We start from the raw sequence: 16,792 nt of genomic DNA, 5'->3' as shown, positions 1-16,792 counted from the left end.
TGCGGATTAAAAGGGTTTCAGATCAACACGGGCCATCATCGCCGCGAGCTGCGGACGGTCGGTGACACCGACATTACTCTGGCTGACAGCCAGGGCGGCAACGGCGGTTGCCAGTCGTAACGTATGTTCACTGGATTCACGCATCAGTAAACCGTAGATCAGGCCGCCGACCATGGAGTCACCGGCACCGACGGTGCTGACAACTTCACAAGCTGGCGGTTTGGCGATCCACGCACCGGATGCGTTAACCCACAAGGCACCTTCTGCACCCAGAGAAATCACCACATGGGCGATACCCTGGTCACGCAAGGCGTGCGCGGCTTCTACCACGTCACTCAGTTCTGGCAATTTACGGCCAGCCCAAATTTCCAGCTCACGGCGGTTTGGTTTAACCAACCACGGCGCGGCTTTCAGGCCAGCAACCAGTGCTTCACGGCTGCTGTCGAAAATGATGCACGGACACTGCGCGCGCAGACGTTTCATCCAGTCGGTAAATGCGTCAGGATCGACGCCCGCTGGCAGGCTGCCGCTCACGCAAACCATGTCGAACTGGCCGAGCCATGACAGGGAATCCGTCACGAAACGTTCCCAGTCAGCCGGCGTCACGTTAAATCCGGAGAAATTGAAGTCGCTGACTTCGCCGTCTTTTTCGGTCAGTTTGACGTTGATACGGGTACGGCCATTGACCACCTGAAAGCGGTTGGCGATGCCCAGATCGCTAAACAGTAACTGGAAACCATCCTGATTTTCTTTACCGAGGAAACCACCCACGGTGACGTCAATGCCGAGATCTTTCAGTACTTTCGCAACGTTGATGCCTTTACCTGCGGCGTGCAGGCCAGTGGTCTGCACCAGATTCACTTCACCGCGCTCGATCTCAGGCACATAGCCCACTAAATCGTATGCCGGGTTCAAGGTAATTGTGGCGACTCTGCGGCTCATGCGCCCTCCCCCAGACCTTCGGAAATGGCTTCACCGATGGTTTTCAATGCCAGTTCGGCATCTTCACCGCTGGCAGTAAAGCGCAGGTGATGACCTTTTTTCACGCCAAGCGCGACGACTTTCATCAGGCTGCGGCCGTTGGCCGGTTTACCACTGCCATCAAGATTGGTAACGGTGATTTCGCTGGTGAACTGCTTGATCACGTTGACCAAGGCCGTACCCGGACGCGCATGCAGACCGTGTTCGTTACGGATCACGTATTCTGCAGTCAGCACGTTGGCTTCTTCTGCGACTTCGCTGGTCAGCAAGGCCAGCACACCCACGGCATCGGCCGTCAGCAAGCGTTCAGCTTTGTTGGCAATCAGCAGGTCGCTTAAGTAGTTCAGCACGTTCAGAGGCTGGTCATCGGCGACGGAAATGGTCAGCAGCAATGCCACTTTTTCACCGTCCAGTTCGAAAGCCTGCTGAGCACGACTGACCGTCGCCGCGCTTTTCAGATTGCCTTCGGTGCTGTCACTCAGCCAGATGCCCTGACCCAGATTTAGCGGTTTACGGCTGATCACGTCACTGACGAAGGCCGTATCGACCGCCCCCATCTGTTGCAGACGACCGGCGTTCAGCGCCTGCAGGGTGATCAGGTTTTCAGCCGCGACATCGACTGCAATCAGTTGCGTATCAAACAGGAATTCAGCGGCGTTCTTCTCGCCCATCAGCAGGCTGCGCAGCTCTTCAGCGGAATCTGTTTTTGCCATGCGTTCTGCCACACTGTCGTCGCTTAAGACGTGCGTCAGCTGACGCAGCAGGCTGAGGTGTTCATCAGAACGGGCGGCAATACCGATAACGATGTAAGCGGTTTGGTCTTCACCCCAGGCAATACCCTGTGGGAACTGAAAAACCTGAACGCCGGTATCGAGCACCAGATCACGGGTATCCGTGGTGCCATGAGGGATAGCGATGCCATTACCGAGGTAAGTGGAGGTTTGCAGTTCACGGGCTAACATGCCGTCTACATAACCTTCGCTGACGCGGCCCGCCTGAGTCAGCGCAGCGGCGACCTGACGAATGGCCTCCTGCTTGTCGCTGGCAGCTGCGCCGAGGTGAATATCTTGCTGTGACAGTTGGAACATAATTCTCCTCTCCTGCTGAAATTGAATCGTTTCAGCTTTACTGAGAAAAAAGGAGCGTCACCAGATTTCGTTGTTGAAATCGATAACGCTGAAACGTTTCAGGAAGTCTTAATCGGCCTCGCTTTTAAAGCAAGTTTTCCCTGATTCTACGTGATGATTTTTTGATGCTACGCACAGTTTCCTTTATTCAGAACGTCTGAGTCTGCTCACTTAACACAAATGCTGAAATCAGGCTGACGCGATTGTATTCAGACTTCAACGTCAAAAGCTGACGTCAGCTGACAGTTTTTGATGACGCTATCGGGCCCTCCCTTTCGGCTATTTTTAACACAAAGTGCGGTTTTATTATTCAGTATGGCAAATTCATCCGGGTTTACATTTTTGATGATCAAAACCTGTTTTTGTTTTTTTTAAACTGTCGTAACATTCGCGCAAATTTTGTCCCTTCCCTACTTCTGGCACAGTTATCTCAATGCGAACATCTACAGCGTCGGCCCGCTGCCTCCCCGACATGACCTCGACGGCCTTTCTGATCATTGCCTTTCTCACCGGTATCGCGGGCGCGTTACAAACCCCGACGCTCAGCCTGTTTCTGACCTCTCAGGTCCACGTCAGCCCGTTCATGGTCGGCATTTTCTTTACCGGCAGCGCGGTGATCGGCATTTTCGTCAGCCAGCTGCTGGCCACGTGGTCGGATAAACGCGGCGATCGTAAAACACTGATCCTCTATTGCTGCCTGCTCGGTGCGCTGGCCTGCGTGCTGTTCGCCTTCAACCGCAACTACTTTATATTGCTGTTTATCGGCGTATTGCTGTCGAGCTTTGGCTCCACCGCTAACCCGCAGATGTTTGCACTGGCGCGTGAACATGCTGAGAAAACCGGGCGTGAAGCCGTAATGTTCAGCTCTATTTTGCGCGCGCAGGTTTCACTGGCGTGGGTCGTAGGACCGCCGCTGGCGTTTGCGCTCTCCATGGGCTTCGGTTTTACCTTTATGTACTGCGCGGCGACGCTGGCATTTCTGGTATGCGGCGCGATGGTATACGTGTTTTTACCGTCGATGCCGAAAGCGCGGATGAAGACTTCAGCAACCCTCGAGGCTCCGCGCCGAAACCGTCGTGACACGCTGATGCTGTTTATCGCATGCTCGCTGATGTGGGCGGCCAACAGTATTTATCTGATCAATATGCCGTTGTATGTGGTTCGCGAACTGGGTCTGCCGGAGAAACTGGCGGGCGTGCTGATGGGCAGCGCAGCCTGTCTGGAAATCCCTACCATGCTGATCGCCGGTTATCTGGCGAGACAGCTCGGTAAACGCTTCCTGATGCGACTGGCGGTCATCGCCGGGGTGATTTTCTACGGGTGTCTGTTGTTTACTACCGGCGCGGTCATGCTGATTGCTTTACAGTTGCTGAACGCAATTTTCATCGGCATTCTGGCCGGTATCGGGATGTTGTATTTTCAGGATCTGATGCCGGGTCAGGCGGGTGCGGCCACCACGCTGTTCACTAACTCAACGCGCGCGGGCTGGATCCTCGCCGGATCGCTGGCCGGGATAATTGCGCAGTTCTGGAATTATCACGCCGTGTTTTACGCCGCGCTGGCCATGGTGGTGGGCTCGTTGCTGTGTATCTGGAACGTGAAAAACGTGGAAGATCCGATCACAGAAACTGTCGCACCAGAAGCTTAAGGTGCGGTGTCTGCTTCCAGTTTAATCAGATAGGTCAGGGCCTGATCGCGATGGGTGAAACACATCTCGCGGCTGGCCTGCAAACTGGCGCAAACTTTCGGGCGCAACGGTGAGGTAAAAATCTTGCACAGGAAATTATCCGCCAGCTGAACGCAACGCGTATTCGCAGGTTTACCCTCCGGCATTCCGGGGATCGGGCTGGAAATTGAAGGCGCTATGCAACAGGCTCCGCAATCAGTACGACAGTCCATCAACAGCCTCCTCAGGCCTGGTTTCGAGGCGCGACAATAGCAGGCACTTTACTGCGCCACCAGCGAAATATTTACTACTCTTTAACACAGTTGGCCGCCCATTTTTAACGTCAACGGGCTGGCCTGAAAAAATGCGTAATAATGCGGACTTTCCCGACTCTTTTTACGCTATCTGCTTGCCTGAAACCGGCGCCGCGAGTAACGTGTCGCAAATTATTTTCCCCTTTATCTCGACAGGTATTTATATGGCTCGTGCTAACGAAATTAAACGCGGCTTCGTTGTGAACTACGACGGCAAATTGCTGCTGGTAAAAGATATCGATGTTCAAAGCCCAAGCGCCCGTGGTGCCAGCACTTTGTACAAAATGCGTTTCGCCGACGTGCGTACCGGTGGCAAAGTGGAAGAACGCTTCAAGGGTGACGACATTCTCGACACCGTCAGTCTTACCCGCCGTAAAGTGAACTTCTCATACGTCGACGGCGACGAATACATTTTTATGGATGACGAAGACTTCACGCCTTACACCTTCAACAAATCACAGATCGAAGAAGAACTGCTGTTTATTCCTGAAGAAGGTTTGCAGGGTATGCAGGTTCTGACGCTCGACAGCCAGCTGCTGGCGCTGGAAATGCCACAAACCGTCGATCTGGAAATTATGGAAACAGCACCAGGCATCAAAGGCGCCTCTGCCAGTTCACGCACTAAACCGGCTGTAATGGCAACCGGGCTGAACATTCAGGTTCCAGAATACCTGAGCACCGGCGACAAAATCCGCATCCATATCGCTGAACGTCGTTACATGGGCCGCGCAGATTAATCCCTGCTCCCCCTGAAATTGAAGGAACGCTGCGACGTTCCTTTTTTATTGCCACAAGTTTGCTAAAAATGCCCCAGACTCTCGATCTACCTCACAAAACGAGAGGCCATCCGGACTTACCAATTCCCCTTTCTATCATATGACTTTACACTCAAAGCCCTGATTTCGGCTTAAATCGTCGCTTTATCCAGCATGAAATTGAACTGACGGGTAAACAGCCCCTATTTGGCCTGACCAATTATTTATTTTCTGACCTGCCTGGAGTATTGCATGAAAACTATTGCCACTGCGTCCCTGCCCGCAGCCGTGTCATTGCCTGCTTACGATCGCGATGCACTGAAAAGCCGTATTGTTCACCTTGGATTTGGCGCTTTTCACCGCGCACATCAGGCGCTGCTGACCAACCGGGTGTTGAATTTACAGGGCGGCGACTGGGGCATCTGTGAAATCAGCCTGTTCGGCAATGAAACCTTGATCAAAACGTTACGCGAGCAGAACCACCTGTTCACGGTGCTGGAAAAAGGCGCAGAGGGCAATCAGGCCATTATTGTCGGCTCAGCCCATGATTCAGTGCACGGCGTAATTGACGGCCTGGATGCCGTCCTCAAAAAACTGACCGAGCCTCAGGTGGCGATAGTCTCGCTGACCATCACCGAAAAAGGCTATTGCATCGAGCCGGGCACCGGCCAGCTGGATTTGCAGAACCCAAAAATCCAGCAGGATCTGGCTGGCGGACAGGCGCCATGTACCGCACCAGGCGTGCTGGTCGAAGCGCTGCGTCTGCGCCATGAGCATGGCCTGCCGGGCTTTACTGTACTGTGCTGTGACAACATTCCGGAGAACGGCCTGGTAGTCAAAAATGCCGTTCTGGGCATGGCGAAAGCGCGTTCCGCAGAACTGACGAAATGGATCACCGAAAACGTCTCCTTCCCGAGCACTATGGTGGATCGTATCGTTCCGGCAGCGACAGAAAATACGCTGGAAGAAATCACTCAAGCGCTGGGCGGCGTGGCTGACCCTTGCGGTATCGCGTGCGAACCGTTTATTCAGTGGGTGGTGGAAGACCATTTTGTCGCTGGTCGTCCTGACTGGGAAAAAGCCGGTGCGCAGATGGTCTCCGACGTTTTGCCTTTCGAGCAGATGAAACTGCGAATGCTCAACGGCAGCCATTCTTTCCTGGCCTATCTGGGATATCTGGCGGGATATCAGCACATTAACGATTGTATGGAAGATGTGCATTACAAAAACGCTGCCCATCGTCTGATGCTGAAAGAACAGGCTCCGACGCTGAGCGTTGAAGGTGTAGATCTGAATGCCTACGCCGACAGTCTGATAGCACGCTACAGCAACCCGGCGCTTAAACACCGCACCTGGCAAATCGCCATGGACGGTACGCAGAAGCTTCCGCAACGTATGCTCGACTCGATCCGCTGGCATGTGAAAAACGGCGGTTCTTACGAGCTGCTGGCGCTGGGTGTTGCCGGCTGGATGCGCTATATCGGTGGTAAAGATGATGCCGGTCAGCCAATTGAAATCAAAGATCCGATGGCTGAGCAGCTCGCTGAAATCGTGGCATCTACCGCAGACGGCGAAGAGCGCGTAAAAGCCCTGCTGGCGCTTAATGCAGTGTTTGGTGAGCAACTGCCGCACGAAGAGAAAGTAGTGCAGGCAATTCTGGCGGCATATTCAGATTTGCAACGCGTCGGCGCGAAGAAAGCGGTGGCGAAGTACGTCAGTTAACGTTCAATGTGATGAGATTAAAAGCAACGGCTGCAGCGGCAGCCGTTTTTATTGGAACCGATGCATCAGTCATTGAGTTCAGAAGGTACTGATGAAAATAAAAATCCGTCGAATGAGGGGTCATCCGCGTCAGACACCTGCAACAACATATCTTTGACATTCTCCAGGTGCTGCCACATCGCCTGCTTTGCCGCTTTCGGATCCCGGCGGAGCACTGCCTGCAAAATGCTCTGGTGATCCTGCAACCAGATCTGACTGTAATTTTTATCGCCTACGTGCTGATGGATCCCCTGCCACATAGAACTGCGCTGACGGATCACCCACAAATCGTCCACCAGTTTGACCAGTACGCTGTTCTGCGACGCCTGCGCCAGCAAACCGTGGAAACGCTGATCCTCGGCGTCATCAGAAACGCCGCGCTCAATACAATCGCGCTGCGCGTCAATGGCGTCGCGCATTTGCAGAATATCGGTTTTGGTGGCTTGCATCGCAGCAAAGGCGGCAACTTCGCTCTCCAGCAGTTGCCGCGCCTGAAGCAGTTCAAACGGGCCGTAACCGCTGTCCGTAGCGTCTGACTGGCTATTTTCTGGGGGCGGCAATACATAAACGCCGGAGCCTTTGCGCACGTCCACCACTTTTTCCAGTTCCAGCATGATCAGAGCTTCACGCACCACGCTGCGGCTTACGGAGAAAGATTCCGCGATATCGCGTTCCGGCGGCAAACGGTCACCGGGGGCATATTTTCCGGCGTGAATATCACGACGTAAGTGCCCGCCAATCTCCTGATAAAGTCGCATAAAGTTGCCTCTGGCGTTCAATTGGTCTGACATCTGCAAGCGATTGATTTGCTGTCATGATGCCTGAATTAAGAGGAAAAATTATAACACGCGGGGATAAAGGGAAAAGAATGAGAACTGAAAACTGACGGCCCGATCAAAATTGGGCCGGCCAGTTTAGAGATTGTCAGGCCAGAGGCACTAACTCTGCCTCCGACCAGAAAAGTTACTTAATTAAATTATTAAAAAATATTTAAGATTTAATTGTAAACCACAGTCATGATCGCAAGATGCGGATCATTATTCACATGCTCAGTTTTCACCGAACCCAGAGAAAGCGGCAGGCTATAATTCAGCGGGTCTTGCGTATTCACTGCCCGAACCTCGGTCACGGTTTTTCCGCCGCTCTCGCACTTGCTGGTCACCTTGTTATTAACGGTATCAAAGGTACATCCGCCATCCACAATCGCACCATAAAAATGGATAGTGCCGCTACTTCCAGCAGTTGCAAACTGAGTCATCCCTGAGGTTAACAATCCCAAAAACAGTACCCACATCATTCTGTTCATGGTCACACCCTCATATGAAAATAGATTTTTTAATATTTAGCAAACATCCATTTAACATTAATACACCTAACCAAATTCGCACTGTGCGGGCGAAAAAAATTGGGGGTAATGCACGTCAAATTCAAGCCTCAGGAACAAACATCGGCACAGCGCTGGATTTTCTTTAATGCCCGTTGCACATTGTCGGGTGAATTTTTCTAATAAGGATAGGCAGTCATGACCAAAACTAACCTGATCACCGGTTTTCTCGGCAGCGGAAAAACCACCACCCTGCGCCATTTACTGGCTCAGAAGCCTGAAGGTGAGAAATGGGCGGTTTTGGTCAATGAATTCGGCGAAATCGGCATTGATGGCGCCTTGCTGGCCGACAGCGGTGCTGTACTGAAAGAAATACCCGGCGGATGCATGTGCTGTGTGAATGGGTTGCCGATGCAGGTGGGACTGAACATGCTATTGCAGCAGGCAAAACCCGATCGCTTGCTGATCGAGCCAACCGGGCTCGGTCATCCTAAGCAAATTCTGTCACTGCTGACGTCTGAGGTTTATAGCAACTGGATAACGCTCAATGCCACGCTTTGTTTACTGGATCCGCGCCAGCTCAGCGATCAACGCGTTATCGACAATGAAAACTTCCGCGACCAGCTGGCTTGCGCGGATGTGATCGTCGCCAATAAATCCGATGTGGCGCAGCCGCAGGATCAGCAGGCGCTCGATACGTGGTATGGGCTGAACGGCGGCGGACGTCAGTTGGTGATTGCGTCACAGGGTGCTGTCGCCCCCGCCCTGCTCGATTTGCCGCGCTTTAATCAGACGCAACTGCCGGATGGCAAACATCATCATGCACATGCGGATAAACGCGGACTGGCGGCACTGAGCCTGCCGGGGATGCAGCGCTGGCGTCGCGCAGTGAATCAGGGTGACGGCTATACCAGCTGTGGCTGGATTTTTGATGCTGACACGCAGTTTGATACCGCAGGCCTCCTCGACTGGGCGCGTAGGGTGCCGGTTGACCGGGTGAAAGGCATTATGCGCATAAAGGAAGGGACGCTGTTGATTAACCGCCAGGGAAACGATCTGCATATTGAGACAAAACCGATGGCCCCTTTAGACAGCAGAATCGAGCTGATTACACGAGATGTTGCGCAATGGAATGAACTACAATCACTCTTGTTGAAGGTTCGTTTAAGTTGTAAGGATTAAGTTAACGCTGACTAATTTATTCATTACCCTGCTAAGTATAGGTTTTCATTTATGTGGCGCCGAAATATACCCGCAATCCTGATACTCAATGTATTAGGCGTTGCCCTGTTTTTATCCTATTACCTGCCAGCGAATCATGGTTTCTGGTTCCCGATTGATAAGTCGATTTTCTTCTTCTTCAATCAGCATCTGGCGACCGACCACTGGTTTCTGCATCTGGTGGCTGTGACCAATAACCGGGCTTTTGACAGCATTTCGCTGCTGGCGATGGGTGCGCTGTATCTGTGTTTCTTCCTCAAGCAAGATCCACTGGGGCGCCGTCGTCTGGTCATTATTGGGTTTGTTATGCTGCTGACCGCGGTGGTGCTTAACCAGCTCGGCCATCTACTGCCAGTCAGTCATAAAAGCCCATCGCTGAGTTTCCCGGATGTTAATCGTGTGAGTAAACTGACCGGCATTCCGACCAAAGATGCCTCTTCGGACAGTTTCCCAGGCGACCACGGCATGATGCTGATTATCTTCTCGTGTTTTATGCTGCGTTATTTAAGCAAAGGCGCTTTTGCCGTTGCAGTGCTTATTACCATTATCTTCTCGCTGCCACGTGTGATGATTGGTGCGCACTGGTTCACGGATATCGCGGTCGGTTCAATGTCCGTTGTGCTGGTCGGCGCCAGCTGGTGGCTGATGACACCCGCCAGCGACATGCTGATTAACTGGCTGGAAAGAAAGTTACCCGGTAATAAAAATCCCATTAAGAACGCGTGATTCATTGATACATATCATTTCATTATGACCCGTCGACGTTTTGCTGTCTGACGGGTCTTTTTTTAAGACAAATCCCAGATATACTTAGCTGAAATGTTAACAAGAAACCCGCGTGTGGCGCGGTTTTAATCCAAATTAGCATAAAAATAAACCATCTTTTTTTACATCTTTACTTACATCAGCTTACATCACAATTTCTTATAAAAAATCTCATAATACCTCTCGCAATCCCCTATTCATTACGGTAACCTCCAATTCGCCTGCACAGAAATGTGGCAAAAACACCCGGCTTCAAGATAAAAACGTGCTCTGACGCACATTTTATCATTCAGGTGTTTGTCCCGACTGTGCGCGGCGGGTAGTCTCGCTTCGTTTGGCAATTTTAATAACGATTTTATCGTTAAGGACAGCAAGGGATAACAACAATAATGGTCAAGTCTCAACCGTTTCTGAGATATATCACGCGGATAATTCCCGCGATTGGCGCAGCAATTATTCTCACTGCGTGTAGTGGTACACATTCTTCGAACACAGAAAACGCGCAAACTGATATGCGTGCAGTAAATGACAAAGACGGTCTTCTACTGCAAGCCTCTCAGGATGAATTCGAAGCAATGGTTCGCAGCGTCAACGTAAAATCCAAAATTATGGATCAGTATGCTGACTGGAAAGGCGTTCGTTATCGTTTAGGTGGTGACAGCAAGCGTGGTATCGATTGCTCAGCCTTCGTTCAGGTAACATTCCGCGAACAATTTGGTATGGATTTGCCTCGTTCAACGTATGAACAGGAAGAAAAGGGCAAGAAAATCCAGCGCACGAAACTGCGTCCGGGTGATCTGGTTCTGTTCCGCGCCGGCTCAACAGGCCGTCACGTCGGTATTTATTTAGGTAACGATCAGTTTGTTCATGCCTCCACCAGCAACGGTGTGATGATTTCAAATCTGAAAGAAACTTACTGGAATGCACGTTATCGTGAAGCAAGACGCGTATTGGCTAACGGTTAACCGTTACCCCATGATTTAGCTCTTGTTGTTCTATGCCAAGCGAATAAAAAAACGTCATCTTCGGATGGCGTTTTTTTATGCCCCGATTTTCCCATTCACTATGCCTCGTAATAAAAGACTGATGTTTTTTTGGCTGAGTTATACTTTGATTTCATCAGTCAGATAAAGGTTAACTCCCATGGGTTTAAAAGCGGCGCTTACGCACAGCGTATTGCCAAAACGCCGTTATTTAAAAAGAAGCCTTTTTTTCTCCGTCTTATTTTTTATTTTATTTACCCTCATCACTCTCAGTGTCATCAAAGCCAATAATTCCCGCGAACAAAATGAGATTGCTAAAAGAACTGAGCAATTCAGCGCCCACTATTTTCACCAGTTAACCGACAATATGCGACGGCTGGGCTTGCTCACCGCCGAACCCTGCGCGTCCGTTACCCACGAAATTAACCGGGATGCAGCGTTCAGTATCGGCGTACGGGACTTCCAGCTGGTGCGTGATGGCATTGTGTATTGTTCGTCGGCCTCAGGTAATCAGAACGTTCCGGCCAATACCACGCTGCAGGGCATAGATTTTACCCAACCGATGGCCGTCAATTTGCAGATGGGCACCGCCGCGGTACCGAACCGCCCGGTGATCATCGTCTGGCAACGTAATCCTGGCTCATTTGACGACGGCGTGATCGCCACGCTCGAACTGACGTTATCGCCATACATGTTATTTACACAGCCCGGGACGGGATATCGCGGATTTGCCCTGCTGGTCGGCGACGCGGCGCTGATATCTACAGAAGAAGGGTTAGTCTCGCTTAACAAATTGCCGCGCAGCCATTACACCGAGATCAAAGCTGGCGACTACCCTTTCACCATCCGCCTCTACTCCCCTTCCCTCACTGCCGACAATCTTCGTTTTACGCTGCTGGGCGGTTTGCTGCTGAGCATTTTCGTCTGCATGCTGATTTACCATAGCTTTCTCAATCGCCACAACGTGGAAAAAGAGATCCTACGCGGGCTGAAAAACAAAGAATTCTTTGTAGAATATCAACCGATAATAGAATCGCGCAGCATGAAGATTACCGGCGTCGAGGCATTGTTACGCTGGCAGCATCCGATTGAAGGTCGCATTCCTCCTGACCTGTTTATCGCTTATGCGGAAACCCAGGGGCTGATAGTTCAGCTGACCCAACATATGATGGCGTTAGTTGCGGCGGATGCGCATGGGCTGCAACATGCATTCCCCGATAAAGCCAAGCTGAGCATCAATATTTCCCCGCATCACATGAACAAAGTGGGCTTCCATGATGATGTCCTGAACTTTGTCGAAGCGCTGCCGGAAAACGCGTTTCAGTTGGTTTTCGAAATCACCGAACGGGGAATGATTGATACCGAGGCGGCGATACGCGAGTTTAACTGGCTGCGCAGACATAAAATCGAAATCGCCATTGATGATTTTGGCACCGGCCACAGCGCGTTAATTTATCTGGAAAAATTCACGCTCGATTATCTCAAAATCGACCGGGGTTTCGTGATGTCGATTGATCAGAAAACCCTGATCGCACCAGTCCTGGATACCGTACTCAAGCTGACCGAAGAGCTAAAGCTGAAAACCGTAGCCGAAGGCGTAGAAACGCACCAACAGGCCGACTATCTGCGCAATCACGGCGTCACTTACCTGCAGGGTTTTTTGTACAGTAAACCACTGAGCATCACCGTACTCATGGACTTCATCCGCGACTTCAACGAGAAAGAGGCGTGCTATCACATCTGAGCCGCCAACTGCTGCCCTTTGAGAGTCTATTTTTCTTTTAGGCGTCTGCAGCTGAATATGATAAAAAGGCCGAAATCAGGGAAGTCGCCGAAAACTGGCGCGTTACAAGGCCTTAGCCATAATTTACTCATCACTGAACGACAGCCCGCGCCTAAGCCGCAACTTGCTGTTGTCATCACAGGAGTGCAGATTCAGGATGTTTTCTCGCGTGTTTGCCGCAGCATTGTGCCTGCTGAGCCTCGGGGCTCAGGCTGAAGTCATTCAGGACAGCTATGCGTTCGCGATTTTAGGCGAACCGAAATACGTGTCCAACTTCAGTAATTTTGACTACGTCAACCCTGCCGCGCCTAAGGGCGGTCAGGTTACACTCGCAGCCATCGGCACCTATGACAACTTCAACCGCTTCGCTTCCCGCGGCAATCCGGCCGTGCGCAGCGGATCGCTCTACGACAGCCTGTTCACCACTTCCAGCGATGAGATCGGCAGCTATTATCCGCTGATCGCCGATTCTGCCCGTTACGACAGCCAGTACCGCTGGGTGGAAGTGGATATCAATCCGCGCGCGCGTTTTAACGATAACACCCCAATTAACGCCAGCGACGTCGCCTTCTCATTTAAAAAATTCATGACCGAAGGCGTCTCGCAGTTTCGCGTGGTATACAAAGGCGTCGAGGTGAAAGCCATTTCGCGCCTCACCGTACGCATCGAGCTGCCGAAGCCGGACAAAGACATGATGCTCGGGCTGCTGGGTTTGCCGATCCTGCCGCAGGCGTTTTGGGAAAAACACAAATTCAACGAACCGCTCAATACCCCACCGCTGGGCAGCGGGCCTTATCGCATCAGCGATTACAAACTTGGCCAGTACATCACCTATTCGCGCGTGCACGACTACTGGGCAGCTAATTTGCCGGTCAACCGTGGCCGCTATAATTTCGATACTATCCGCTACGACTACTACCTCGACGACAATGTGGCGCTGGAAGCCTTTAAGTCCGGTGCGTTTGATTTCCGCATGGAAACCTCCCCGAAGAACTGGTCAACGCAGTATCAGGGCGGCAATTTCAGCAAAAACTTTATTGTGAAGGCAGATGAGGAAAATCAGGCCGCACAGGATACCCGCTGGCTGGCGTTTAATCTGCATCGCCCGCAGTTTACCGATCGCAAAGTCCGTGAGGCCATAACGCTGGCTTTCGATTTTGACTGGATGAACAAAGCTCTTTATTTCGGTGCCTATCAGCGCGTTAACAGTTATTTTCAGAACACGCAGTATGCCGCGAAAGACTACCCTGACTCTGCCGAACTGGCGTGGCTGGGGCCACTGAAAGGTAAAGTGCCGGCTGAAGTGTTCAGCAAACTCTATCAGCCGCCGCGCTCCGACGGCAGCGGTAACGACCGGGCTAATCTGTTAAAAGCCACGCAGCTTCTCAAAGAAGCTGGCTGGGAAGTGAAAAATCAGGTGCTGGTGAACGGTAAAACCGGCAAGCCTTTTACCTTCGAACTGCTGTTGCCGAGCGGGGGGAACTCGCAGTACGTTTTGCCGTTCCAGCATAATCTGCAACGCCTGGGTATTAAAATGTCAATTCGTGAAGTCGACAGTTCCCAGTTCGTACGCCGGATGCGCCAGCGCGATTACGACATGATCCCGGCTGTTTATCCTGCCAATTCTTATCCGAGCAGCGATTTGCAGATTTACTGGAATACCCGATATCTCGATTCAACTTACAACAAATCGGGTATCAGTGATCCGGCCATCGACAAGCTGACTGAAGAGATCGCCGCCAATCAGGGCAATCCTGACGCGCTGCTTTCACTCGGCCATGCGCTCGATCGCGTACTGACGTGGAAAATGGTGATGATCCCAATGTGGTACACCAACCACGAGCGTTATGCTTATTGGGATAAATTCTCGATGCCTGCCGTTGCGCCGTCTAACGGGATGGAGCTGGATACCTGGTGGTATGACATGAACCGGGCCGCCCGCTTACCTGCGCAACGCCGCTGAGGAGAACGCCGTGGCCGCCTATTTATTACGACGACTGCTTCTGGTGATCCCTACCCTCTGGGCTATCATCACCATCAACTTCTTTATCGTGCAGATAGCACCCGGTGGCCCCGTCGATCAGGCCATAGCGGCCATTGAGATGGGACATTCCAGCGGCCTGCCCGGCGCGGGCGGTGACTCCGGTAACGGCAAAGCCTCACCGGGCGTTGCACAGTTTGGTGAAGGCCAATACCGTGGCGCTCGCGGCCTGGATCCGGAAGTCATTGCTGAAATCACCCATCGCTTCGGTTTCGATAAACCGCTCCATGTCCGCTATTTCGAGATGCTATCGAGTTATGTGCGCTTTGATTTTGGCGACAGTCTGTTTCGTGGCTCATCGGTCATGGGGCTGGTGAAAAGTGCGCTACCGGTGTCGGTAAGCATTGGCTTGTGGAGCACGCTTATTATCTATCTGGTGTCGATCCCGTTGGGTATCCGCAAAGCGGTGCGTAACGGGACTAAATTCGATACGTGGAGCAGTACATTCATCATTATCGGCTACGCGGTGCCGTCGTTCCTGTTCGCCATTTTGCTGATTGTGTTATTCACCGGCGGCAGCTATCTCGACTGGTTCCCGCTGCGCGGCCTGACATCACCCAATTTCGATACCCTGCCGTGGTACGGTAAAGTCACCGATTATCTCTGGCATATCACGCTGCCAGTGCTGGCCACGGTGATTGGCGGTTTCGCGACGCTCACCATGCTGACCAAAAACTCGTTTATGGATGAAGTGGGCAAACAGTACGTGGTGACGGCGCGCGCCAAAGGCCTGAACGAGAAGCAGATTCTGTACCGCCATGTTTTCCGTAACGCCATGCTGCTGGTGATCGCCGGTTTTCCAGCCACGTTTATCAGCATGTTTTTCACCGGTTCGTTGCTGATTGAAGTGATGTTCTCCTTGCAAGGCCTGGGATTACTGGGCTACGACGCCATTGTGCAGCGCGATTTCCCGGTAATGTTTGGCACGTTGTATATCTTCACGCTGATTGGCCTGCTGCTGAATATCATCAGCGATATCACCTACACGCTGGTTGACCCGCGTATCGACTTCGAGGGACGCCACTGATGCCCTTTCTTAATGTAAGCACGGTAAATCAGGCACGCTGGGCGCGTTTTTGCCAGAACCGGCGCGGTTTCTGGTCGCTGTGGATTTTCCTGGTGATCTTCGTTCTGGCGCTGCTCTCCAACCTACTGGCCAACGATAAACCGCTTCTGGCACGCTATCAGGGCCACTGGTTTGTGCCTTTCATGGTTAACTACAGCGAAACCACCTTCGGCGGCGAACTGGAAACGCCTGCCGATTATCAGGATCCCTTTGTGCTCAGCCAGCTGCAAGACCACGGCTGGGTACTTTGGGCACCGATCCGCAGCAGCTTTAACTCCATCAATTTTGCCACCACCCAGCCCTTCCCTTCTCCGCCTTCAGCGCAAAACTGGCTGGGCACCGACAGCAACGGGCACGACGTGCTGGCGCAAATCCTTTATGGTCTGCGGATCTCGCTGTTCTTTGGTATTTTGCTGACGTTGTTCTCATCGCTGATTGGTGTGACGGCAGGTGCCGCGCAGGGCTATTACGGCGGGCGAATTGATCTCATCGGGCAGCGCTTTATCGAAGTATGGTCAGGCATGCCGACGCTGTTTCTGATCATCATGCTGGCGAGCGTCGTGCAGCCGAATTTCTGGTGGCTGTTGCTGATAAGCGTGCTTTCCGGCTGGATGATTCTGGTCGGCGTGGTGCGCGCGGAGTTCCTGCGTACCCGAAACTTTGATTACATTCGCGCGGCGCAGGCGATGGGCGTCAGCGATCGCGCCATTATGCTGCGACATATGCTACCTAACGCGATGGTCGCCACGCTGACCTATCTGCCGTTTATTTTGTGCGGCTCGATTACCACGCTGGCCTCGCTGGATTTCCTCGGTTTTGGTCTGCCCCTCGGTTCGCCTTCACTCGGCACATTACTGATGGAAGGTAAAAACAACTTGCAGGCGCCGTGGCTGGGCATCAGCGCCTTTGTGGTGCTGGCTTCGCTGCTGACACTACTCATTTTCATTGGTGAAGCGGTTCGTGACGCCTTTAATCCGTCTGCACAACACCATGAGGCGCGCTGAA

At 52.2% G+C, this 16,792-nt stretch carries 15 protein-coding genes; 10 read left to right on the top strand and 5 right to left on the bottom strand.

Going from position 1 to position 16,792, the window contains the following annotated elements; translation table 11 throughout:
• Positions 1 to 6 precede the first annotated feature (6 nt).
• Positions 7 to 942 (bottom strand): 1-phosphofructokinase, encoded by a 936-nt coding sequence (gene fruK, locus ACMHLI_RS10565; RefSeq protein WP_112167162.1) that lies wholly within the window; start codon positions 940 to 942, stop codon positions 7 to 9.
• Positions 939 to 2,069: a fused PTS fructose transporter subunit IIA/HPr protein gene (gene fruB / locus ACMHLI_RS10560; protein WP_413529415.1), complete on the bottom strand. Its 1,131-nt coding sequence runs from the start codon at positions 2,067 to 2,069 to the stop codon at positions 939 to 941. The genes fruK and fruB overlap by 4 nt, the downstream gene beginning before the upstream one ends.
• Before the next feature lie 472 nt (positions 2,070 to 2,541).
• On the opposite strand from fruB, the gene ACMHLI_RS10555 reads away from it, so the two are divergent.
• A complete protein-coding gene (locus ACMHLI_RS10555) occupies positions 2,542 to 3,756 on the top strand; it encodes a sugar efflux transporter (protein WP_413529414.1) in 1,215 nt (404 codons plus the stop codon).
• On the opposite strand, the gene ACMHLI_RS10550 is transcribed toward ACMHLI_RS10555, so the two are convergent.
• Entirely contained in the window at positions 3,753 to 4,007 is a 255-nt protein-coding gene (locus tag ACMHLI_RS10550; RefSeq protein WP_413529413.1) for a YkgJ family cysteine cluster protein, read from the bottom strand. The two genes, ACMHLI_RS10555 and ACMHLI_RS10550, sit on opposite strands and share 4 nt — an antisense overlap.
• Before the next feature lie 245 nt (positions 4,008 to 4,252).
• On the opposite strand from ACMHLI_RS10550, the gene yeiP reads away from it, so the two are divergent.
• Both yeiP and ACMHLI_RS10540 read left to right on the top strand, forming a co-directional pair.
• The gene (gene yeiP, locus ACMHLI_RS10545) at positions 4,253 to 4,825 is read left to right on the top strand and encodes an elongation factor P-like protein YeiP (protein ID WP_112167405.1); all 573 of its coding nucleotides are present in this window, start codon (positions 4,253 to 4,255) and stop codon (positions 4,823 to 4,825) included.
• Between the two features lie 270 nt (positions 4,826 to 5,095).
• Positions 5,096 to 6,565: a mannitol dehydrogenase family protein gene (locus tag ACMHLI_RS10540; protein WP_413529412.1), complete on the top strand. Its 1,470-nt coding sequence runs from the start codon at positions 5,096 to 5,098 to the stop codon at positions 6,563 to 6,565.
• A gap of 65 nt (positions 6,566 to 6,630) precedes the next feature.
• On the opposite strand, the gene ACMHLI_RS10535 is transcribed toward ACMHLI_RS10540, so the two are convergent.
• A complete protein-coding gene (locus ACMHLI_RS10535) occupies positions 6,631 to 7,362 on the bottom strand; it encodes an FCD domain-containing protein (RefSeq protein ID WP_413529411.1) in 732 nt (243 codons plus the stop codon).
• Positions 7,363 to 7,601: 239 nt separating this feature from the next.
• On the bottom strand, positions 7,602 to 7,910 hold the full coding sequence (locus ACMHLI_RS10530; protein WP_413529410.1) for a hypothetical protein: 309 nt from the start codon (positions 7,908 to 7,910) through the stop codon (positions 7,602 to 7,604).
• Between the two features lie 216 nt (positions 7,911 to 8,126).
• Between ACMHLI_RS10530 and ACMHLI_RS10525 the strand changes: the two genes are divergently transcribed.
• The 7 genes from ACMHLI_RS10525 (at position 8,127) to ACMHLI_RS10495 (ending at position 16,791) form a co-directional block, all read left to right on the top strand.
• On the top strand, positions 8,127 to 9,110 hold the full coding sequence (locus tag ACMHLI_RS10525) for a CobW family GTP-binding protein (RefSeq protein ID WP_413529409.1): 984 nt from the start codon (positions 8,127 to 8,129) through the stop codon (positions 9,108 to 9,110).
• A gap of 51 nt (positions 9,111 to 9,161) precedes the next feature.
• Positions 9,162 to 9,875, top strand: a complete 714-nt coding sequence (locus ACMHLI_RS10520; protein WP_413529408.1) for a phosphatase PAP2 family protein — start codon at positions 9,162 to 9,164, stop codon at positions 9,873 to 9,875.
• A 428-nt stretch (positions 9,876 to 10,303) separates the two neighbouring features.
• Positions 10,304 to 10,879 (top strand): bifunctional murein DD-endopeptidase/murein LD-carboxypeptidase, encoded by a 576-nt coding sequence (gene mepS / locus ACMHLI_RS10515; protein ID WP_112167147.1) that lies wholly within the window; start codon positions 10,304 to 10,306, stop codon positions 10,877 to 10,879.
• A 178-nt stretch (positions 10,880 to 11,057) separates the two neighbouring features.
• Positions 11,058 to 12,641 carry a cyclic di-GMP phosphodiesterase gene (locus tag ACMHLI_RS10510; protein WP_413529407.1) on the top strand — a complete coding sequence of 528 codons (1,584 nt, stop codon included), beginning with the start codon at positions 11,058 to 11,060 and terminating at the stop codon, positions 12,639 to 12,641.
• Positions 12,642 to 12,837: 196 nt separating this feature from the next.
• On the top strand, positions 12,838 to 14,643 hold the full coding sequence (locus ACMHLI_RS10505; RefSeq protein ID WP_413529406.1) for an extracellular solute-binding protein: 1,806 nt from the start codon (positions 12,838 to 12,840) through the stop codon (positions 14,641 to 14,643).
• 10 nt (positions 14,644 to 14,653) lie between these two features.
• On the top strand, positions 14,654 to 15,748 hold the full coding sequence (locus tag ACMHLI_RS10500; protein ID WP_413529405.1) for a microcin C ABC transporter permease YejB: 1,095 nt from the start codon (positions 14,654 to 14,656) through the stop codon (positions 15,746 to 15,748).
• A complete protein-coding gene (locus ACMHLI_RS10495; protein WP_413529404.1) occupies positions 15,748 to 16,791 on the top strand; it encodes an ABC transporter permease in 1,044 nt (347 codons plus the stop codon). Before ACMHLI_RS10500 ends, ACMHLI_RS10495 begins: the two co-directional genes overlap by 1 nt.
• Position 16,792: the final 1 nt, after the last annotated feature.

Origin of the sequence: Rahnella inusitata (assembly GCF_965118895.1) — a bacterium.
Lineage (GTDB): Bacteria > Pseudomonadota > Gammaproteobacteria > Enterobacterales > Enterobacteriaceae > Rahnella > Rahnella inusitata_A.
This window is presented reverse-complemented; position numbering and strand designations above follow the sequence as displayed.